We start from the raw sequence: 18,392 nt of genomic DNA, 5'->3' as shown, positions 1-18,392 counted from the left end.
CCGGATCATGCGTTAGCCGACGCTGGTCATCTTCGGCAGATGAATGGCGCGGCCGAGTGCCTGCTCGACCAGGTCGAAGGTGTCGATCAGCACGCGCATGCTGGTAAGCCTGCCCGCCCTGAACTGGGCGAACTGCGCCACGCGCAGGCTGATCGGCTTGTTGGAATCCAGAGCCGTCAGCGAATAGCGCAGCATCGAGGCGGCGGTATCGACGCCGAGCATGATGCTCTCGCGGTCGAAGCGGCGAACCTGGAAATTGTCGGCGAGCTGGCGGATGACGTCGAGCACGGCGTTCCTGCCCTGGCGCGCGCCGAGAAACGGAAACATGTCGATCGGGCCGTAGAGCGCCCACTCGACGTCCTCGTCGATCAGGGCCTCGATGTCCTCGAAATGCCGGTCGTTGATCGCGCGGTGCAACGCGCGCGAGAAACGCCAGAGGCTGTGCTCTGTCATTTTGGGCAGTCCTGAAGCTGGCTTGCGAAAGAAAACGGAAAACGACCCCATGCACAGTGACGGTGCCGGGGCGGCGCTCAACTCATTTGTATACGAATAATTTAAGCGATTTCGGCCAAAACGCAATTCACGTTTTTGCAATGCACCATTGAACGGCTATTGTGAGATTTACAATAAAACCCCGTAATTTCCCGCTCTCCGATGGTTCCGAGCGAGAGGGGATCAATCCGCCCGCGTTCCCGTGATCAGGGGCCCGATCTCCCGTTCCAGCACCTGCTGCACCAGATCGTAGGAATCGATGATCTCGCGGATCTCGGCCACCAGCCCGCCGCGGAAGGTGTAGAACACCGCCATGTCGAACTGCACGATGCGGTCGTTGCTGCGCTTTCTGAAATAGGTGTGCATGTAGGTCGCGACCGCCTCGCCCTCGGCGAGGATGTGCGGCGCCTTGTAGCGGACCTCCGAATAGCGCGACCAGATCGTCTGCCAGAGCTCGCGCAGTTCGGCCTTGCCGTGGCGCGGCACCATGTGCGGCAGCACGTCGATCGGCGCGTGGGTGAGGAAGTCGACGTCGTCGGTGCAGCAGGACAGCGCCGTCTCGATATCACCGCGCGCGAAGGAGTCGAGCAGATGCACGACGCGTTGGCGATTCAGCTTCTCGACCGTCATCCCGCCCGTCCTCGTTTGGCCCCCTGGCGTTCCGCAACGCCAGCGCGCGGTCTCGCGCACCGGCCATCCGCAAAATCACAGGGATGATGTTCCAGACAGTATGACGCCCCAGCGCAATGCCAGGTTCATGGTGTGCAATTGCGGGTTGAGTTGTGGTGTGGCTGCACGAATTCCCGCCCTATGCGGCTTGGGTGGCAGCAGCAACAGCGGGGACAGATGAACGGGCAGGGGAAGCTGTAACTCTCTGTCATTCCGGGGCGCGCCACCTGGCGCGAACCCGGCAGTCCATCTCGCCTCTCGTTCCGGGCCCAAAGAGGCGCGTGACCCATCTCACATCACCCCACGGGCATCGCAGCTACCGTCATCCCCATGTCATCAGGGAGACGTGCCATGGCCGCCATCGCCACCGCCAGAAAGTCCCGCCTGCACAACGCGATCGAAGGCCTCGCGCTGACCACGACCCTGCAGAGCTTCCCGACCTTTGCCGCCGCCGCCTTCCTGCTCAAGCTCTGCGGCAACCACGACCTCGTCGGCGACCCCGGCGTCGCCATCTTCGTCGCGTTGCCTCGCTCGCCCACGCGATGCTGGCCGTGACCCTCGGCCCGAGCTTCCCGCACCTGTTCAAGACCGTCTACGAGCCGAAATTCTTCGAGGCCCATCTGTCGCCGTCAGACAAGATCGCGGCTTGGCGCACCCAGCCGATTGCCTCGCTCCAGCTCGTGACCATCGTGCTGCTGCTCTCGGTGATGGCGGTGGTGACGGCGAGCGTGGGGTGAGGGGAGCAAAATCTCTCCGCGTCATCCCGGGGCGCCGCAAAGCGGCGAGCCTGGAATCCATAGCCACCACTTGCGCGGATGCACCGCCTACCTCTTCTTCCACCCACCGCGTCGCCCCGGCATCCCGCCCGTCGACTTCGGCGCCGGCCCGAACTCCGGGCCCGACTGCCGTGAGTCCGTCGGCTGGATGATCCGGCTGGTGCTGCCGAACGGCTTTGACGGCAGCGCGCGGCTCTCGCGGTAGGGCAGGGACTCCGGGCCGTGCATTTCGTCGAGATGCGGCTTGTGCACGCGGGACCCTTTGCCGCCGCCGGCCTTCAACGCCGTTGCGGCGCTCTTGTTCTTCATCGCGCTGACCGGCAAATTCGCAGCGTCGCCGTATTTCTTCGTCCCCGCATAGGCGCCGGCCTTGCCCTGCACAGTACGCTGCTTGGCGGTGGGGTCGTCGACCACGGCGAGCTCGGTGGCGCGCAGGCGCTTGACCTCGTCGCGCAGGCGGGCGGCTTCCTCGAAGTTCAAATCGGCGGCGGCCTCGCGCATGCGGGTTTCGAGATCGGCGAGCACGGCTTCGAAATTGTGGCCGATCGAGATGACGTCGTCGGTCATGTCGTGGCCGCCGACCTCGACCAGCACGTGGTCGCGCTCGTAGACGGAGTTGAGGATGTCGCCGATCTGCTTCTTCACGCTCTCCGGCGTGATGCCGTTGGCGGTGTTGTACTCGACCTGCTTCTCGCGGCGGCGGTTGGTCTCGGCGATGGCGCGCTCCATCGAGCCGGTCATCTGGTCGGCATAGAGGATCACCTTGCCGTCGACGTTGCGCGCGGCGCGGCCGATGGTCTGAATCAAGGACGTTTCACTGCGCAGAAATCCTTCCTTGTCGGCGTCGAGGATCGCGACCAGCGCGCATTCGGGAATGTCGAGGCCTTCGCGCAGCAGGTTGATGCCGACCAGCGCGTCGAACGCGCCGAGCCGCAGGTCGCGGATGATCTCGATGCGCTCGATGGTGTCGATGTCGCTATGCATGTAGCGGACGCGAATGCCCTGCTCGTGCAGATATTCGGTGAGGTCCTCGGCCATCCGCTTGGTCAGCACCGTGATCAGCGAGCGATAGCCGGCCTGCGCGGTGGCGCGGACCTCGCCGACGAGATCGTCGACCTGCGTGCGGGCCGGGCGGATGTCGACGGGCGGATCGATCAGTCCCGTGGGGCGAATGACCTGCTCGACGAACACGCCGCCGCTCTCGTTCAGCTCCCAGCCGCCCGGCGTCGCCGACACCGCGACTGTCTGCGGCCGCATCATGTCCCATTCCTCGAAGCGGAGCGGCCGGTTGTCCATGCAGGACGGCAGGCGGAAGCCGTATTCGGCCAGCGTCGCCTTGCGGCGGAAGTCGCCGCGGAACATGGCGCCGATCTGCGGGATGGTGACGTGACTCTCGTCGGCGAAGATCAGCGCGTTGTCGGGCACGTATTCGAACAGCGTCGGCGGCGGCTCGCCGGGGCGGCGGCCGGTGAGGTAGCGCGAATAGTTCTCGATGCCGGCGCAGCTTCCCGTCGCCTCCATCATCTCGAGGTCGAAGGTGGTGCGCTGCTCCAGCCGCTGCGCCTCCAGCAGCCGGCCCTGGTTGTTAAGCTGGTCGAGCCGCTGCTTCAGTTCGAACTTGATCGATTTGATCGCCTGCACCAGCGTCGGGCGCGGCGTCACATAGTGCGAGTTGGCGTACATCTTGATGAATTCGAGCTCGTCCTGCTTGTGACCGGTGAGCGGGTCGAACTCCTCGATGGTCTCGATAGTGTCGCCGAACAGGTTCACGCGCCAGGCGCGGTCCTCATAGTGCGCCGGGAAGATGTCGATGACGTCGCCGCGGACGCGAAACGTGCCGCGGGTGAAATCGGCCTGGGTGCGCTTGTATTGCAGCGCGACGAGGTCGGCGATGAGCTGCCGCTGGTCGATGCGCTCGCCCTTCTTCAGCGCGAAGGTCATCGCGGTGTAGGTCTCGACCGAGCCGATACCGTAGATGCAGGACACCGAGGCGACGATGATGACGTCATCGCGCTCGAGCAGCGCGCGCGTCGCCGAGTGGCGCATGCGGTCGATCTGCTCGTTGATCGAGGAATCCTTCTCGATATAGGTGTCGGTGCGCGGGACGTAGGCTTCCGGCTGGTAGTAGTCGTAGTAGCTGACGAAATACTCGACCGCGTTGTCAGGGAAAAAGTTCTTGAACTCGCCGTAGAGCTGGGCGGCCAGCGTCTTGTTCGGCGCCAGGATCAGGGCCGGGCGCTGCGTCGCCTCGATCACCTTGGCCATGGTGTAGGTCTTGCCCGAGCCGGTGACCCCTAACAGCACCTGCGAACGGTCGTTGCGGTTGATGCCCTCGACCAGCTCCGCGATCGCGGTCGGCTGGTCACCCTTGGGCTCGTAGGATGACTTGATCTCGAAGCGCACGCCGCCTTCGGACTTTTCCGGGCGCGGCGGGCGGTGCGGCGTCCACACCTTCATGGAGCCGTCGTTCTTGCGGAACTCCGGCCGGCCCTCGCGGATCAGCGATTCCAGCGCATCCGCGGTCGCCTTGACGCCGAGCGCCTCCATCTTGCTGCGCGGCGGGCGGGCAAGCGCCTCTGCGTCGTCCTCCTCGGTGGGAAGCCCGAGCTGCCGGGCCAGCTCCGGATCGAGCGTCGGGATCGTGGCCGCGGTGCCGTAGTTGGCCTGCGGCGCCTCTTCCAATCCTGTCGCCGCGGAGGATTGACGCGCCCCCGGCGGCTGCGGATCGGGTCGCAGCGGCATCTGGCGCGCCGCATCCTGCGGAAATTCCTTCGGCGTCGAAGCCCGCGCGCGATGCGCGGCGGCCTCGCCCCCGGCGCGGCGGTCGCGCGAATTGTCCGGCGGCGGCTGCAGGCCGGTGCCCGATCCCAGCCCGGCATCGCCGCGATTGATCGCGGGATTGAGCAGCTCGGCCAGCGCCGGCCCGATCGGCTGCACGTCAGGCCGATGAGCTTTAGAACTTGGCGCCTTCGCGTTCGGGACCTTGGACTTGAGGGATTTGCCGGATTTTTCGGAGGATGCAGGTTTCTTCGCCATCTGCCGAATATGGGACGAGTCCGCCCCGCGATAAAGGGCGAATGCCCGCTGCCATGCAGGCTGCTGACAGCAGGTTGGCAGCAGGTCGGAACCTCAGGCCACCGGCAACGGTCCGCCATCGTTCGCGGCAGTGACATACGGCTGGAGGATGTCGAGATGGATGCCGCCGCAATCGGTGCAGCGCATGGTCCAGTACTCGCATCCGGCGCGGCCGCCGATCACGCGGAGCACCGCGAGGTCGCCGTCGCATTCCGGGCAGTTCGACAGCACCGCGCGGGCGTCAATCCGCGGCCGCGCTGCGTCAGTTTCGATGATGGACATGACCGGTTTCCCCCTCGCGCCGCCCCGCCGCAGGTCCAGCGGCGGACCCGTTCGCCTATTCGTCGTCGCCATCGGCCCGCCGGCGGAAGCGATCGATGTGGTGCTTGGCATCCGCAATCGCAGCATCGCGATCGGGCCAGGCGAAGCCGACTTCCATGGCAGGAAACAGCACGCCGTCGATGGCCACCGGGCTGAAATCGGCACGCCGGATCCGCGCGTGCCACAGCCCCTTGCCAGCTTCGAAGGATTCGATGTCAAAACCGTCGTAAAGGGTCGTCATGAGTGCAGGTCCCACGTTTCTTGTTCGGAGGGTCAGGGGACCACGTTTGCGGATTTCAGAATGTGAAGCCGTTCACAAGCGATCCGGCTTTTTTGCCCGCGGTTTCAGTTCCGCGCGGCGGCGCGGCCGATCCGCCGCGGGCGGGCGGCGGGTTCCGACGCGGCCCGCATGATCCAGCGGCGGAACGCGGCAAAGTCGCGCTGCTCGGTCTGGAAGCTGCGATAGAGCAGGTACCAGCGCATGCCCTTGGGCACCGAGAGGTCGAACGGCGCCACCAGCCGGCCGGCGGCGAGATCGTCATCGATATAGGGGCGGATGCCCATGGCGATGCCGAGTCCGTCGGCCGCGGCCTGCAGCGCCTGGCCGTAGAACTGGAACTCGGGCCCACGCGCGTTGATCCGGGCAGCGCCCGCGGCCTTCAGCCAGATCGGCCAGTCCTCGGGTGAGTGTGCGACGCGGATCAGGCTCGGTCCCTTGAGGTCGGCCGGGCGCTTCAGGCCGCCCGCCAGGCGAGGCACGCAGACGGGGGTGAGGTCGCCGGCGAACAGCGGCTCGGCGACGAGGCCGGGCCAGTCGCCGGTGCCGAGCTTGATGCCGCAGTTCCAGTCCTCGCCGAACGGCACCGCCGCGCCGCCGGTGGTGAAGCGCACCTCGATGTCGGGCTCCTCGCTGCGAAACTCCGACAGGCGCGGGATCAGCCAGCGCATCGCAAAGGTGTGGCCGACGCCGATGGTGAGCACGCGCACGCTTGCAGGCGCCGTGACCTGCGCAGTGAGGCTCGCCAGCGCATCGAAGATCGGGGTCAGCCCGCCCTGGTAGGCGCGGCCGGCCTGCGTCAGCACCAGGCGGTTGGCCTTGCGCTCGAACAGCGCGACGCCGAGCCGCTCTTCGAGCAAATGCACCATGCGGCTGACGGCGGCCGCCGACACGCTCAGCTCCAGCCCGGCCGCAGCAAAGCTGCCGGTCCGCGCTGCCGCCTCGAACGCCTTGATGCCGTTGAGAAACAGCAGCCGCCGCAAATGTCCGACCCTCAGGAAAGCTGATGCCAGGCCAAGATAACTCAGTTTGCGGAGAGGGGGCAAGCGAGGCAGAGATGTCAACGCAATTCGTGCTGATTTTCGAGCACTCGGCTCTTCGCCTCTCTCCGCTTGCGGGGAGAGGAAGTGAAACAGCCCGCATCCCCCACGCCCCACAGGAGAATCTTCCGTGACGCCCATCATGATCGCGGCCCTTGGATTGCTGATGGTGGCCACCGCATTCCTGTCGGGGCTGTTCGGCATGGCGGGCGGGCTGATCCTGATCGGCGTGCTCCTGGCCTTGATGCCGCTTCCCACCGCGATGGTGCTGCATGCGATCACGCAGATGGCCTCGAACGGCTGGCGCGCGTTCCTGTGGCGGGCGCATATCCGCTGGCGGCCGGTCGCGAACTATATGGTCGGCGCTGCCGTCGCGCTCGCGGCCTGGTCGCTCACCCGCTACGTGCCGGACAAGCCGGTCGCGCTGCTGATGCTGGGCGCCACGCCGTTCATGGCGCGGCTGCTGCCTGCGAACATCAAGCCGGATCCCGACCGTCTCTGGCAGGGCACGGTCTATGGCACGATCTGCATGGGCCTGATGCTGATGACCGGCGTCTCCGGCCCGCTGCTCGACACCTTCTTCCTCGGCGGCGATTTCGGCCGGCGCGAGAAGGTCGCGACCAAGGCGATGTGCCAGGTCGTCAGCCATTTCACCAAGCTGGTCTATTTCGGCGGCATCATCGACCAGGCCGCGAGCCTCGATCCCGTGCTCGCCGGCGTCGCGATTGCAGCCTCCATGCTCGGCACCACGCTGGCGCGGCGCATCCTCGAAGCCATGACCGACCAGCAATTCATCGCCTGGTCCAACAAGCTGATCACCACCATCGCCTGCTACTACATCGCCTATGGCGGCTGGCTCATGGTTCGCACACCCGTGCTGGCCGCCTTCGACAAGGGAGGTCTGCAATGAGCGAGACGGCCGATCCGCTGGTGCTGGACTTCGTCGAATGGGTCGCGCGCGAGCCGCGCGCCTATGCCGAGGTGATCGCGACCTGGAAGACCTCGTGCCCGCGCCTCACCATCTGGGAAGACGCCGCGGATCGCGGCTACGTCGCCCGCGAGACGCTTGCCGGCCTCGGGTTGGTCATCGCGGTGACTGAGGACGGCGAGAGGCTGCTGCGCACGAACGGCCGCTGATACGCACTTCCGTCTCCACATCGTCATTGCGAGCGTCAGCGAAGCAATCCAGAATGTCTCTGCGGCGGCAGTCCGGATTGCTTCGCGTCGCTCGCAATGACGGAATACTCGGAGGCCCCTTGCATGTCACTCAGACTTTACGAACTCGTCGGCACCGACGCTTCGCGTCCTTTCAGTCCGTATTGCTGGCGCACGCGGATGGCGCTGGCGCACAAGGGACTGTCGGCGGAGTCGCTGCCTTGGCGCTTCACCGAGAAGAGCACGCTTCAGCCGCACGGCTCGGAGAAGGTTCCGGTGCTGTTGCACGATGACAGGCCCGTGGTCGATTCCTGGACGATCGCGAACTATCTGGAAGACAATTTTCCGGATCGTCCGTCGCTGTTCGGCGGCGAGGGCGGCCGCGCCATGGCGCGCATGATCAATGCCTTCGGCGACATCGCCATCGTCGGCGGCATCTTTCCGCTGATCGTCGCCGACATCCCGAAGAGTCTTGCCGAGGTCGACGCCGCCTATTTCCGCAAGTCGCGCGAGGCACGCTTCGGCGGCAAGAGCCTGGAAGATGTCATGGCGAGCCGCGACACCGGCGTCGTCGCGTTCCGCAAGTCGCTGGAGGTGATGCGGCAGACCTTGAAGAAGCAGCCCTATATCGGCGGCAGCGCGCCGAACTATGCCGACTACATCGTGTTCGGCGGTTTTCAGTGGGCGCGCGTGGTCAGCCCGTTCAAGCTGCTGGAGGCGGACGATCCGGTCCATGGCTGGCGCGAGAAGCTGCTTGATGCGTTCGACGGCATGGCGCGGAAGTCGCCGGGACATCCAGTGTAGGGCGCGATATCTCCTCGTGTCGTCCCGGCGAACGCGGGGACCCATACCGCGTGATCTATCGATTGCGGGCGGTCGCAGTACCGAAGCGACGAGCCTTCGCCAAATTTCTTCCTGTGATTATGGGGCCCTGCTTTCGCATGCTTTCGCAGGGACGACACCGAGAGTGTGGCGAGGGTTCCGGCATCACCCACGGTGTTGCACCCTAAAGCATGATCCGGAAAAGTGCGCAGCGGTTTTCCGAAAAGATCATGCTTAAACAATAACCTACAGCGCGATGACGATTCATCCTAATCGCATCGCGCTTTAGTCCGCTGCGCTTGCTGCCTCCGCTGCCGCCTTCCGCAAGCACTCCCGGCATAGGCAATCCTCGCCCTCGACCGGCATCGGCAGGCGTGCGGCTTCTTCCGCACACCAGCAGCTGCCCGAGAGGTCGCAAGCGAACTCGGTGCCGCAGCGGGAGCAGGCGAGGCGGCGTGGTTCCTGCAATGCGGATTGTTTCGGATTTGTCATGATCTCCGCCGAAGCTTCGCCGTCATTTTCATGTCGGGTTCATCTGTCGCTGCGGTATATTACGCGCCGCGCACGTATCAGCAAAGCGGCTCCAACGCGCGAAGGACAGACCGATGGCCCGCGATACGCAAGCCGCTCTCGTCGCGCTCAACCGCTTTGGCTTCGGCGCCCGCGGCGGCGTTTCGGGCGATCTCATCAACGCAAGCTCCGACCCGCGCGGCTTCGTGAAGGCGGAGCTTGCGCGTCCCAACGGCGTGCTGCTGGAAGCGCCCGGACTGCAATCGACGCCGCAACTCGGCCAGGCCGTCTTTGCCTATCAGGACCAGGTCAAACAGGCCCGCGAGGCTGCGAAGGAGATCGCGAGCGAGATGGCGGAGGCGAAGCCCGCGGACAAGACGGCAAGGCCGGACGCCATGGAGCCCAACGCGGCAACACCGCCGGCCGCAAAGCCGTCACCGCAGCCGCTCAACGTGATTCAAAAGACGTTTCGCGCCGAGGCACTGGCGCGCCTGCAGCGCGCCACCCTGGCCGAGTGCGGCTTCACCGAGCGGCTCGTCGCGTTCTGGTCCAACCATTTCTGCATCTCCGCCAGCAAGGGCGAGCTGGCGCGGATCTGGGCCGGCGCGTTCGAGCGCGAGGCGATCAGGCCGCATGTGCTCGGGCGCTTCGCCGACATGCTGAAGGGGGTGGAGCAGCATCCCGCGATGCTGTTCTTTCTCGACAACCAGCAATCGCTCGGTCCGAATTCGCGCGCGGGGCAAAACCGCAAGCGCGGGCTGAACGAAAACCTCGCACGCGAGATCATGGAGCTGCATACGCTCGGCGTCGGCGGCGGCTACACCCAAGGCGACGTCACCTCGCTCGCGCGCATCATCACCGGCTGGACCTTTGCCGGCCGGCAGGGGCGGCTAGGGCCCCCCGGCTCCTTCGTCTTCAACGTCAATGCGCATCAGCCCGGGCCGCAAGCCCTGCTCGGCAAGACCTACGAGGCCGCCGGGCTCGCGCAGGGCGAAGCCGCGCTCGCGGACCTCGCGCGGCATCCGTCGACCGCGAATTTCATCGCCGCCAAATTCGTCCGTCACTTCGTCGCAGATGATCCGCCGCCCGCGCTCGTTGCGCGCCTGCGCGACGCCTTCGTCAAGACCGACGGCGATCTCAAGGTGATGGCGACCACGTTGGTCGATTCCGACGAGGCCTGGCGCGCGCCGATGACCAAGATGCGCTCGCCCTACGATTTCCTGGTTGCGAGCGGCCGGCTGCTCGCGCGCGTGCCGGAAGACCCGAGCCGCTATCTCAACGGCCTCAACCTGCTTGGCCAGCCGCTATGGTCGCCGCCGGGCCCCAACGGCTTTGCCGACACCAATGCGGCCTGGGCCGCGCCTGAAGGCATCAAGCTCAGGCTCGACATCGCGGCGCAGATCGGCGCGCGGCTCGGCAACAACATCGATCCGCTCGACTTGCTGGAATTTGCCGCTGCCGACGCGGCCTCGATCGAGACGCGCAAAACCATCGAGCGCGCGGAGTCGCGACAGCAGGCGCTGGCACTGCTGTTGATGTCGCCGGAAATGCAGAGGAGATGATGATGGTCGACTGCGTCGAGAACCGGCTCCTCACCTCGCGCCGCGGCCTGCTGCTCGGTGGCGCCTCCTTTGCAGCCTGGGCCTACCTGCCGAAATTCGCCCGCGCCGCCGATGGACGCGATCCGCGACTGATCGTGGTGATCCTGCGCGGCGCGCTGGACGGGCTCTCGACCGTCGCGCCGATCGGCGACCCCGACTATGCCGGCCTGCACGGATCTATCGCGCTCGCCGCGGATGGCGCGCATCCCGCGATCATGCTCGATTCCTTCTTCGCGCTGCATCCGGCGATGCCGGAATTTGCGCGCATGTACAGGGACAGGCATGCCGCGGTGATCCATGCGGTGGCGACACCCTATCGCGATCGCTCGCATTTCGATGGGCAGGACGTGCTTGAAAGCGGTTATGCCGGCCCGGGCCGCGTGCAGTCCGGCTGGCTCAACCGCGCGCTGGAGGCGCTGCCGCGCGGCGAGCGCGTGTCGAGCGGCCTTGCAGTCGGCCCCACCACGCCGCTGGTGCTGCGCGGCAGCGCGCCCACCGTCGGCTGGGCGCCGGTGGCGCTGCCGCAGGCCGATGACGACACCGCGATGCGCCTCGCCGAGCTCTACCGCCACCGCGATCCCGCGCTGGCGACGGCGTTGTCGCAAGGCCTCCAGCTCGACAAGGCCGCAGCCGGCGACGACATGAAAGCGAAGCGCGGCAACGCCGTCGCACAGATGCGCCAAGCGGGGCGCGGCGCCGCAAAACTGATGGCGGCCGATGACGGCCCGCGCATCGCCGCGCTCGCCTTCGACGGCTGGGACACGCATGCCAACGAAGGCGGCCCTGTGGGGCGTCTCGCCTTCCTGCTCGGCGGCCTCGACGGCGCGCTCGCCGAGTTCGAAACCAGCCTCGGCGACCGCTGGCGCGACACCGTCGTCGTCATCGCCACCGAATTCGGCCGCACCGTGCGGATCAACGGCACCGACGGCACCGATCACGGCACGGGAACGATCGCGCTGCTCGCCGGCGGCGCGGTGAAAGGCGGCCGCGTCATCGCCGACTGGCCTGGCCTCAAGCTCGCCAACCTCCACGATGCCCGCGATCTCAAGCCGACGACCGACCTGCGCTCGGTCATCAAGGGCGTGCTGCAGGACCAGTTCGGCCTGTCCGATCGCGTGCTGGCGGAGACGGTGTTTCCGGATAGTGCAGGCGCCAGGCCGTTGAATGGACTGGTGGCTTAGTTAGCAATCATTGGGGCGCGCGAAGCGAACTCTTATGCGCAAATTGCGCCTGGCCTTGCGGCGCATCCCGCAATGACGAGATAATGGTGCAGCATCAGGAGAACCATCCCCCATGTACATCGCCATGAACCGCTTCCGCGTCGCCAAGGGCTCCGAGGCCGCTTTCGAGCAGGTCTGGCTTTCGCGCGATACCCATCTCGACAAGGTGCCGGGCTTCGTCGAATTCCATCTGCTGCGGGGACCCGAGCTCGAGGACCACACGCTGTACGCTTCGCACACCGTGTGGGCGAACCATGCCGCGTTCGAGGCCTGGACCAAATCGGAGGCGTTTCGCGCGGCGCATCACCGGGCCGGGGACAACAAGCCGCTTTATCTCGGCCATCCCCAGTTCGAGGGCTTCGAGGTGGTGCAAACGGTCGGTCGCGGCGCGAAGTAACACGCCGCGCCGCAGAGGTCAGCCCAGAGTGATCTTGTCGATCTCGGCGAGATCGTCGGCGCTGAGCTTCCAGGCGATCGCCTTGACGTTCTCCTCGACCTGCTCGACGCGCGTGGCGCCGGCGATCACGCTCGATACTTGCGGGCGCGCGGCGAGCCAGGAGAAGGCGAGTTCCAGCATCGAACGGCCGTGCGCCTTGGCGAAGGCCTGGAGCTGCTCGACCATGTCCTCGTTGCGCGGCGTGACGTAGCGGTCGCGCAGCGCCGGCGCCTTGGCGAAACGGGTGTCGGCGGGGGCCGCCGCGCCGCGCTGGTACTTGCCTGTCAGCAGGCCGCTCGCGAGCGGGAAGAATGGTAACAGGCCGAGCTTGTACTCCTGCGCCGCCGGCAGCAGGTCCTTCTCGATGTCGCGAACCAGCAATGAGTATTCGTCCTGGCAGGAGACGAAGCGGCTGACGTTCATCGCGCGTGCGGTGAACTCGGCTTCCGCGATGCGCCAGGCCGGGAAGTTGGAATTGCCGACGTAACGCACCTTGCCCTGCCGGATCAGATCGTCGAGTGCGCGCAGCGTCTCCTCCATCGGAGTCAGCGGGTCGTAATCGTGCTGCTGGTAGAGGTCGATGTAGTCGGTCTTGAGCCGCTTCAAGCTGGCCTCGACGGCGTCCATGATGTAGCGGCGCGAGGCGCCCTGCCTGGTGCCGTCGGTCGCCATCGGCTTGGCATATTTGGTGGCGAGCACGATGTCCTTGCGGCGCTCGCCGAGCACGGTGCCGAGCACCGTCTCCGAGCCGCCCATGCCGGCATAGATGTCCGCGGTGTCGAACAGCGTGATGCCGAGATCGAGCGCGCGATGGATCACCTTGCGCGAGGTCTCCAGATCCGTGCGCTGGCCGAAATTGTTGCAGCCGAGCCCGACCGCAGACACGCGAAGGCCGGAGGCGCCGAGATTGCGAATTTCCATGGGAGATCCCGTCACATGAGCAGGGGCATATTGTGACCAACGTGCGCCGCATCAGCAAGCTGATGCATGCGCTGCTGCCATGCAGACAATCGCGGACAAAAAAATGCGGCCCCTGTCAGACGCGGCGACTGACGGGGACCGCTTTGGGGCGCTTGATCGGTGACGGGGGCCTGACCAGACGCAGGTGCAGCGTAGCCTTGCCATGTTACGTGCGGGTGACAGGCGGAGTTATCCACAGGACTCCGGGGCGCAGACTCAGAAGATCTTGCGATAGACGATGAAGCCGGACCGTTCTGCGACCTTGTCGTACAGGCGCTGCGCCGTGAGATTGGTCTCATGCGTCTGCCAGTACACCCGCGGCGATCCCGCGAGCCTTGCCCGCTCATAGACGCCATGGATCAACGCCGAGGCGACGCCCTTGCCGCGCGCCGCCTCGAGCGTGAACAGGTCCTGCAGATAGCAGGACGGCTCGATCGCGGTGGTGCTGCGATGAAACAGATAGTGCGTCAGCCCGAGCAGGCGGCCGTCGTCCTCGGCCACCAGCGCATGCATCGGTTCATAGGCATCGAAGAAGCGCTGCCACGTCATGCGCGTGATCTCGCCCGCGAGCGCGGTCGGACCGGAGCGGCCGTAGAAGGCGTTATAGCCGTCCCAAAGCGGCAGCCATTGATCGTAGTCCTGCCTGGTGACGGCGCGAATGGTGAGCGACATGTGAGCTTCCGGAGTCGGTGAAGCGCCCTTCATACGTGATGAAGGGCGCACCGATCAATTGCGATGCCAGCATGTCTGGAGAATGTCTTCGTGCGGCCCCTTCGAGACGCCCGCCTTTGGCGAACTCCTCAGGAAGGTCTCGCTGCGCGAAATCCTGGACCCTCGTGGCGAGGAGCGCCGCTCGCGGCGCGTCTCGAACCACAGGGCCGGACCGGTCACTCCGCGACGCGCAGATACCGGGTCAGCTTGCGGTTGGTCGGGTCGCGCAGCGAGCGGTAGTAATCGGCGCGTGACGGCGCGTCGGTGTGGCGCACGAGGTCGGTCACCGGGGTGTAGCTCAGCATGCGCCCACCGTCGGGCAGCGCGGTGCAGACGAAGCGCAGCACCTCGCCGTTGCGCAATTTGATATTGATCGGCGTCGCATCGCCGACCCGCACCATCTCCATGCGTTGCGCGATGAAGGTGCCGAGCTCGTCCTCCGGCAGTTCGAACGCGCCGGTGTCGCGGCCGTGATACATCAGCGCGATGAAGGGCGGCTTGCTTTCGGCAATCTCGTCCGGCACAGCGAAATAATCGCGGAACGCGCGGTTGATGAACTCGGCCCGGGTCTCGGCATCCAGCAGCACGATGCCGATATCGACCTGGTCGAGGGCGGCCGACAGCCGCGCGGCCGTGGCGTGGCTCCGGCGCTCGGCCGCGAATGTGTCGAGCAGCCGCTCGCGCATCAGGCCGGTGATGCCCGCGGTGCCCGCGGCGGTCATCGCGAGCAGGCCGAGCCGGACGAGGTCCGCAGCGCCATAGCCTGAGACGCCATGGCGATCGAGGAACAGCAGCGCCGCGCCGGTGACCGCGACGGCGGCGCTGGTCATGGCGGAGGCGAGACCCGACAGCGCACCGGCCAGCGCCACGATGCAGACCAGCAGCGGCGCGGGGGAGGGAGTAGGGATGAAGCGATCGAACAGCATCGCCAGCAGCAAGGTCGCCGCCGTCAGCACCGGTCCGGAGATCGCACGCCATCCGAGCCGCATGAGCCAGTCTCGCTCCTCCCGAACGTGGCAACGCCGCAACACTGACTGATCGTTGCGCCAATACAATGCGATTTCGCGCGGAGCGCTTAATGGGCGGTTGCGGCGAAGCGCAAACCTTTCGGATGATTTTAGACCATGTGCGCGTGCTCGACGCGCTGTTCCGAAGTGGGCGCATTCATCGTCGACGTTCCCGCGCCCTTGCGCGTGCCGACGATGATCAGCAGCGACGCCGCGACCAGGATGGCCGCAGCCAGGGTGATTGCAACGACGACCACAGGTGACTTCATCGACGTCCTGTCGCAATGCCGGTTGGCGCGGGCCGCGCGCCTTGAAGGCTAGTCGAGGATGAAGCGGGAATCAGATCGGCAGGCCCGTCGCCATGGTCGCCCTGGTCGACAGTACCGTCAGGGTGACGATCAGGCACAGCGAGAGCGCGGCGACAGCGAGCGAGGCCGCGACCGCGTTGGTCAGCCGGGAAGACGCGACGGTGGCGGGTTGGCCCTGAAAGCCTGCCGTGCCGGACGCCCGAATCATGGGTCTAAATCCCTCAACACGCGGGCGAATCACCCGCGACGCGGGACAATTTCCCCGTTTCAACGGGCAATATTGCGGCGGCCGTCGCGCCCAAAGCGGCAAGATTGCGGCAAGGGGGACCCTTATGCCCGCTATTTGCTGGAGCGGGACCGTCCAGTCAGGCGCCCGCCGCGATGCTGGCGGGGTCGTCGATGTCGGCCGGGCGCCAGTCCATCGTCACGAAGCCGGGCGCAGCTTCGACGCGCTTGAGCCAGTCCCGGATCGCCGGGAAGGTCGAAAGGTCGAAATCGCAGCGTTCGGCGACGTGGGTGTAGCCGTATAGCGCGATGTCGGCGACCGTGAGCTGGCGCGCGGCGAAATAGGCGTTGGTCTTGAGATGGTTCTCCATCACCTGGAGCGCGCCATAGCCGCGCTCCATCCAGTCCTCCAGCGAATGGGTCTGGAGATCGCGGCCGCCCTTGACCAGCGACAGCCAGAAATAGGCGGCGCCGATGTTCGGCTCGAGCGCGTGCTGCTCGAAGAACATCCATTGCAGCGCCTCGGCGCGATCGATGCGGTTCTCCGGCGCGAGCGGCGTGCCGACGGCGACGTACCAAAGGATGGCATTGGATTCGGCGAGATAGCGGTCCGCGCCGACCTCGAGCAGCGGCACCTGCCCCGACGGGTTCTTGCTCAGAAAGTCCGGCGTGCGGCTCTCGCCACGCAGAATGTCCACCTCCACCGCTTCGTAAGGCAGGTTGAGCAGCGCCAGCGCAAGGCGGACCTTGTAGCTGTTGCCCGAGCGTTGCATCGAATAGAGCTTGTACATTCTGCAGTTCGAATCCGAGGAGGGGAAGACGCGGCGTTCGTTGCCCCGCGAGGCAGCTAAACAATGATGCCGATGCGAATCCGCCGCAAGAGCCGGCCAATAGAAAAACTCGAAAACCCTACCGCACTGCAATGCTGCGGAAGATCATTTCCGCGCGACGATGCAATTCAGTTCACACTTGCGTCAACGCGCGGACGCATTGCGCTGCGCATCCATGTGAGGCGGTTCGGCGATTTCGGTTGGGCCGCGAAGCTTCCGCATCGTCGTGGCCGGGCTTCGTCCCGGCCATCCACGTCTTGCCACGCGGAGCGACGGAGGTGGATGCCGGGACCTGGCTGCGCCGAGCTTTGCCGGGGCTGCCCAGTGTCGAGCCGGCGGAGCGTCGGCGGAGACGGCAAGCCCGGGCATGACGGACCGCCCGTCGGGCAACCCGAATTGCTCCGAGGACAAGCCTTGCCGGATATGAGGGGTTTTGAGCGGCAAAGTTGCGGAATATTGCGGTGAATCATGCCCTCGAACAGCGCGAAACCGTAAACTTTTCCGAGATCGGGCCGAAGTTTCTTGCGGCGCAGCGGCACACGTTTTAGGGTGGCTCATTCCCACAAATGGAGTCGTGAGGCGAAAGGCTTCACGACGCTCGCCAGGAGATGATGATGTCCTTCCTTGCCGCTGCGCTCGACCGTGTGAAGCCGTCCGCGACCATCGCGGTCACGGATAAAGCACGCGCGCTGAAAGCGGCGGGGCGCAACGTCATTGGCCTCGGTGCCGGCGAGCCCGACTTCGACACGCCCGCCAACATCAAGCTGGCGGCGATCCGCGCCATCGAGGCCGGCAAGACCAAGTACACCGCGGTGGACGGCATCCCCGAGCTGAAGGAAGCCATCATCGCCAAGTTTCAGCGCGAGAACGGCGTCGCCTACAAGCCGAACCAGATCATCGTCGGCACCGGCGGCAAGCAGGTGCTGTACAATGCGCTGATGGCGACCATCAATCCGGGCGACGAGGTGATCATTCCCGCGCCCTATTGGGTCAGCTACCCTGAAATGGTGGCGCTCGCCGGCGGCGAGCCGGTGCCGGTGGTCTGCACCGCGGCGACCGGCTTCAAGCTCCAGGCAGAAGCGCTCGAGCGCGCGATCACGCCGAAGACCAAATGGGTCATCCTGTGCTCGCCGTCGAACCCGACGGGGGCCGCCTACACGCGTTCGGAACTGAAGGCGCTCACCGAGGTGCTGGTGAAGCATCCACATGTCTGGGTGATGACCGACGACATGTACGAGCATCTCGTCTATGACGACTTCCAGTTCACCACCGTCGCGCAGGTCGAGCCTGGTCTCTACGACCGCACACTCACCGTGAACGGCGTCTCCAAGGCCTATTGCATGACCGGCTGGCGTATCGGCTATGCCGGCGGTCCGGCGCATCTCATCAAGGCGATGGCGACGATCCAGTCGCAATCGACCTCGAACCCGTGCTCGATCGCGCAGTGGGCCTCGGTCGAGGCGCTGAACGGTCCGCAGGAGTTCATTCCCGCCAACAACAAGGTCTTCAAGGAGCGCCGCGACCTCGTCGTCTCCATGCTCAACCAGGCGAGTGGCATCGAGTGCCCCCGCCCCGAGGGCGCGTTCTACGTCTATCCGTCCTGCGCCGGCACCATCGGCAAGAAAGCGCCGTCCGGCAACGTGATCTCGAACGACGAGCAGTTCGTCACCGAGCTGCTGGAGACCGAAGGTGTCGCCGTGGTGCAGGGATCGGCCTTCGGCCTGGGACCTGCTTTCCGCATCTCCTATGCGACCAAGACCTCGGACCTCGAAGACGCCTGCAAGCGCATCCAGCGCTTCTGCGGCAATCTGCGCTGAGGCTCTGTCGCGACAAGACATCGAAAAGGCCCGTCTCTGGCGGGCCTTTTTCATTGTTTGCACGCTTATCCTCGCGCGCGATCTGGCACCACCACGGCTGTTGTGGCATAGACCGTCACGCAACACGGGTGGGGCGCTCC

At 65.8% G+C, this 18,392-nt stretch carries 22 protein-coding genes; 9 read left to right on the top strand and 13 right to left on the bottom strand.

Annotated features, from left to right (window positions below):
* Positions 1–12 precede the first annotated feature (12 nt).
* Positions 13–453 carry a nuclear transport factor 2 family protein gene (locus tag XH87_RS24720; RefSeq protein WP_271589268.1) on the bottom strand — a complete coding sequence of 147 codons (441 nt, stop codon included), beginning with the start codon at positions 451–453 and terminating at the stop codon, positions 13–15.
* A gap of 222 nt (positions 454–675) precedes the next feature.
* Complete coding sequence (locus XH87_RS24715; protein ID WP_271589267.1) at positions 676–1,122, bottom strand: nuclear transport factor 2 family protein; 447 nt, start codon at positions 1,120–1,122, stop codon at positions 676–678.
* A gap of 390 nt (positions 1,123–1,512) precedes the next feature.
* On the opposite strand from XH87_RS24715, the gene XH87_RS24710 reads away from it, so the two are divergent.
* Both XH87_RS24710 and XH87_RS24705 read left to right on the top strand, forming a co-directional pair.
* Positions 1,513–1,716 carry a hypothetical protein gene (locus tag XH87_RS24710; RefSeq protein WP_271589266.1) on the top strand — a complete coding sequence of 68 codons (204 nt, stop codon included), beginning with the start codon at positions 1,513–1,515 and terminating at the stop codon, positions 1,714–1,716.
* Entirely contained in the window at positions 1,713–1,898 is a 186-nt protein-coding gene (locus XH87_RS24705) for a hypothetical protein (RefSeq protein ID WP_271589265.1), read from the top strand. The genes XH87_RS24710 and XH87_RS24705 overlap by 4 nt, the downstream gene beginning before the upstream one ends.
* Positions 1,899–1,985: 87 nt before the next feature.
* Here XH87_RS24705 and uvrB read toward each other — a convergent pair whose 3' ends face one another.
* From uvrB to XH87_RS24685, 4 genes are all read right to left on the bottom strand, one after another.
* On the bottom strand, positions 1,986–4,973 hold the full coding sequence (uvrB, locus tag XH87_RS24700; RefSeq protein ID WP_271589264.1) for an excinuclease ABC subunit UvrB: 2,988 nt from the start codon (positions 4,971–4,973) through the stop codon (positions 1,986–1,988).
* 93 nt (positions 4,974–5,066) lie between these two features.
* On the bottom strand, positions 5,067–5,294 hold the full coding sequence (locus tag XH87_RS24695; RefSeq protein ID WP_271589263.1) for a hypothetical protein: 228 nt from the start codon (positions 5,292–5,294) through the stop codon (positions 5,067–5,069).
* Positions 5,295–5,349: 55 nt separating this feature from the next.
* Positions 5,350–5,574: a hypothetical protein gene (locus XH87_RS24690; RefSeq protein ID WP_035710417.1), complete on the bottom strand. Its 225-nt coding sequence runs from the start codon at positions 5,572–5,574 to the stop codon at positions 5,350–5,352.
* 104 nt (positions 5,575–5,678) lie between these two features.
* Positions 5,679–6,593, bottom strand: coding sequence for a LysR substrate-binding domain-containing protein (locus XH87_RS24685; protein ID WP_271589262.1), 915 nt, complete (start codon positions 6,591–6,593; stop codon positions 5,679–5,681).
* Between the two features lie 187 nt (positions 6,594–6,780).
* Here XH87_RS24685 and XH87_RS24680 point away from each other — a divergent pair, with 187 nt between their 5' ends.
* The 3 genes from XH87_RS24680 to XH87_RS24670 all read left to right on the top strand — a co-directional run bounded on the left by XH87_RS24680 (position 6,781) and on the right by XH87_RS24670 (position 8,609).
* Positions 6,781–7,560: a sulfite exporter TauE/SafE family protein gene (locus tag XH87_RS24680; protein WP_035710409.1), complete on the top strand. Its 780-nt coding sequence runs from the start codon at positions 6,781–6,783 to the stop codon at positions 7,558–7,560.
* On the top strand, positions 7,557–7,787 hold the full coding sequence (locus tag XH87_RS24675) for a hypothetical protein (RefSeq protein ID WP_158668631.1): 231 nt from the start codon (positions 7,557–7,559) through the stop codon (positions 7,785–7,787). Before XH87_RS24680 ends, XH87_RS24675 begins: the two co-directional genes overlap by 4 nt.
* Positions 7,788–7,910: 123 nt before the next feature.
* Positions 7,911–8,609, top strand: a complete 699-nt coding sequence (locus XH87_RS24670; RefSeq protein ID WP_271589261.1) for a glutathione S-transferase family protein — start codon at positions 7,911–7,913, stop codon at positions 8,607–8,609.
* A 303-nt stretch (positions 8,610–8,912) separates the two neighbouring features.
* On the opposite strand, the gene XH87_RS24665 is transcribed toward XH87_RS24670, so the two are convergent.
* The gene (locus XH87_RS24665; protein WP_271589260.1) at positions 8,913–9,119 is read right to left on the bottom strand and encodes a cysteine-rich CWC family protein; all 207 of its coding nucleotides are present in this window, start codon (positions 9,117–9,119) and stop codon (positions 8,913–8,915) included.
* Positions 9,120–9,232: 113 nt separating this feature from the next.
* On the opposite strand from XH87_RS24665, the gene XH87_RS24660 reads away from it, so the two are divergent.
* The 3 genes from XH87_RS24660 to XH87_RS24650 all read left to right on the top strand — a co-directional run bounded on the left by XH87_RS24660 (position 9,233) and on the right by XH87_RS24650 (position 12,355).
* Positions 9,233–10,699, top strand: coding sequence for a DUF1800 domain-containing protein (locus tag XH87_RS24660; RefSeq protein WP_271589259.1), 1,467 nt, complete (start codon positions 9,233–9,235; stop codon positions 10,697–10,699).
* Positions 10,699–11,919, top strand: coding sequence for a DUF1501 domain-containing protein (locus XH87_RS24655; protein WP_442868313.1), 1,221 nt, complete (start codon positions 10,699–10,701; stop codon positions 11,917–11,919). Before XH87_RS24660 ends, XH87_RS24655 begins: the two co-directional genes overlap by 1 nt.
* Before the next feature lie 112 nt (positions 11,920–12,031).
* Complete coding sequence (locus tag XH87_RS24650; RefSeq protein WP_035710403.1) at positions 12,032–12,355, top strand: antibiotic biosynthesis monooxygenase family protein; 324 nt, start codon at positions 12,032–12,034, stop codon at positions 12,353–12,355.
* 18 nt (positions 12,356–12,373) lie between these two features.
* On the opposite strand, the gene XH87_RS24645 is transcribed toward XH87_RS24650, so the two are convergent.
* From XH87_RS24645 to XH87_RS24620, 6 genes are all read right to left on the bottom strand, one after another.
* Entirely contained in the window at positions 12,374–13,315 is a 942-nt protein-coding gene (locus tag XH87_RS24645; protein WP_158668636.1) for an aldo/keto reductase, read from the bottom strand.
* Between the two features lie 255 nt (positions 13,316–13,570).
* Positions 13,571–14,026 (bottom strand): GNAT family N-acetyltransferase, encoded by a 456-nt coding sequence (locus XH87_RS24640; protein ID WP_158668637.1) that lies wholly within the window; start codon positions 14,024–14,026, stop codon positions 13,571–13,573.
* A gap of 215 nt (positions 14,027–14,241) precedes the next feature.
* A complete protein-coding gene (locus tag XH87_RS24635; RefSeq protein WP_271589257.1) occupies positions 14,242–15,054 on the bottom strand; it encodes a PAS-domain containing protein in 813 nt (270 codons plus the stop codon).
* Between the two features lie 128 nt (positions 15,055–15,182).
* Entirely contained in the window at positions 15,183–15,341 is a 159-nt protein-coding gene (locus XH87_RS24630; protein WP_035710399.1) for a hypothetical protein, read from the bottom strand.
* A 70-nt stretch (positions 15,342–15,411) separates the two neighbouring features.
* Positions 15,412–15,588: a hypothetical protein gene (locus XH87_RS24625; RefSeq protein ID WP_271589256.1), complete on the bottom strand. Its 177-nt coding sequence runs from the start codon at positions 15,586–15,588 to the stop codon at positions 15,412–15,414.
* 157 nt (positions 15,589–15,745) lie between these two features.
* Positions 15,746–16,396, bottom strand: a complete 651-nt coding sequence (locus tag XH87_RS24620) for a glutathione S-transferase family protein (protein ID WP_271589255.1) — start codon at positions 16,394–16,396, stop codon at positions 15,746–15,748.
* A 653-nt stretch (positions 16,397–17,049) separates the two neighbouring features.
* Here XH87_RS24620 and XH87_RS24615 point away from each other — a divergent pair.
* Positions 17,050–18,252 (top strand): pyridoxal phosphate-dependent aminotransferase, encoded by a 1,203-nt coding sequence (locus XH87_RS24615; protein WP_158668640.1) that lies wholly within the window; start codon positions 17,050–17,052, stop codon positions 18,250–18,252.
* Positions 18,253–18,392 lie beyond the last annotated feature (140 nt).

The organism is Bradyrhizobium sp. CCBAU 53415 (assembly GCF_028128735.1).
In the GTDB taxonomy this organism is placed as follows: Bacteria; Pseudomonadota; Alphaproteobacteria; order Rhizobiales; family Xanthobacteraceae; genus Bradyrhizobium.
The sequence above is the reverse complement of the archived record's forward strand: the minus strand, read 5'-3'. Positions and strand labels throughout refer to the sequence as shown.

Excerpts from the sequence above, each read along its gene's own strand:
- XH87_RS24665 (WP_271589260.1), bottom strand. The coding sequence starts at position 9,119 with ATGACAAATCCGAAACAATCCGCATTGCAGGAACCACGCCGCCTCGCC.
- XH87_RS24695 (WP_271589263.1), bottom strand. The coding sequence starts at position 5,294 with ATGTCCATCATCGAAACTGACGCAGCGCGGCCGCGGATTGACGCCCGC.
- XH87_RS24625 (WP_271589256.1), bottom strand. The coding sequence starts at position 15,588 with ATGATTCGGGCGTCCGGCACGGCAGGCTTTCAGGGCCAACCCGCCACC.
- uvrB (WP_271589264.1), bottom strand. The coding sequence starts at position 4,973 with ATGGCGAAGAAACCTGCATCCTCCGAAAAATCCGGCAAATCCCTCAAG.
- XH87_RS24640 (WP_158668637.1), bottom strand. The coding sequence starts at position 14,026 with ATGTCGCTCACCATTCGCGCCGTCACCAGGCAGGACTACGATCAATGG.
- XH87_RS24720 (WP_271589268.1), bottom strand. The coding sequence starts at position 453 with ATGACAGAGCACAGCCTCTGGCGTTTCTCGCGCGCGTTGCACCGCGCG.
- XH87_RS24660 (WP_271589259.1), top strand. The coding sequence starts at position 9,233 with ATGGCCCGCGATACGCAAGCCGCTCTCGTCGCGCTCAACCGCTTTGGC.
- XH87_RS24650 (WP_035710403.1), top strand. The coding sequence starts at position 12,032 with ATGTACATCGCCATGAACCGCTTCCGCGTCGCCAAGGGCTCCGAGGCC.
- XH87_RS24630 (WP_035710399.1), bottom strand. The coding sequence starts at position 15,341 with ATGAAGTCACCTGTGGTCGTCGTTGCAATCACCCTGGCTGCGGCCATC.
- XH87_RS24710 (WP_271589266.1), top strand. The coding sequence starts at position 1,513 with ATGGCCGCCATCGCCACCGCCAGAAAGTCCCGCCTGCACAACGCGATC.
- XH87_RS24655 (WP_442868313.1), top strand. The coding sequence starts at position 10,699 with ATGATGGTCGACTGCGTCGAGAACCGGCTCCTCACCTCGCGCCGCGGC.
- XH87_RS24620 (WP_271589255.1), bottom strand. The coding sequence starts at position 16,396 with ATGTACAAGCTCTATTCGATGCAACGCTCGGGCAACAGCTACAAGGTC.
- XH87_RS24675 (WP_158668631.1), top strand. The coding sequence starts at position 7,557 with ATGAGCGAGACGGCCGATCCGCTGGTGCTGGACTTCGTCGAATGGGTC.
- XH87_RS24690 (WP_035710417.1), bottom strand. The coding sequence starts at position 5,574 with ATGACGACCCTTTACGACGGTTTTGACATCGAATCCTTCGAAGCTGGC.
- XH87_RS24635 (WP_271589257.1), bottom strand. The coding sequence starts at position 15,054 with ATGCGGCTCGGATGGCGTGCGATCTCCGGACCGGTGCTGACGGCGGCG.
- XH87_RS24645 (WP_158668636.1), bottom strand. The coding sequence starts at position 13,315 with ATGGAAATTCGCAATCTCGGCGCCTCCGGCCTTCGCGTGTCTGCGGTC.
- XH87_RS24615 (WP_158668640.1), top strand. The coding sequence starts at position 17,050 with ATGTCCTTCCTTGCCGCTGCGCTCGACCGTGTGAAGCCGTCCGCGACC.
- XH87_RS24670 (WP_271589261.1), top strand. The coding sequence starts at position 7,911 with ATGTCACTCAGACTTTACGAACTCGTCGGCACCGACGCTTCGCGTCCT.
- XH87_RS24715 (WP_271589267.1), bottom strand. The coding sequence starts at position 1,122 with ATGACGGTCGAGAAGCTGAATCGCCAACGCGTCGTGCATCTGCTCGAC.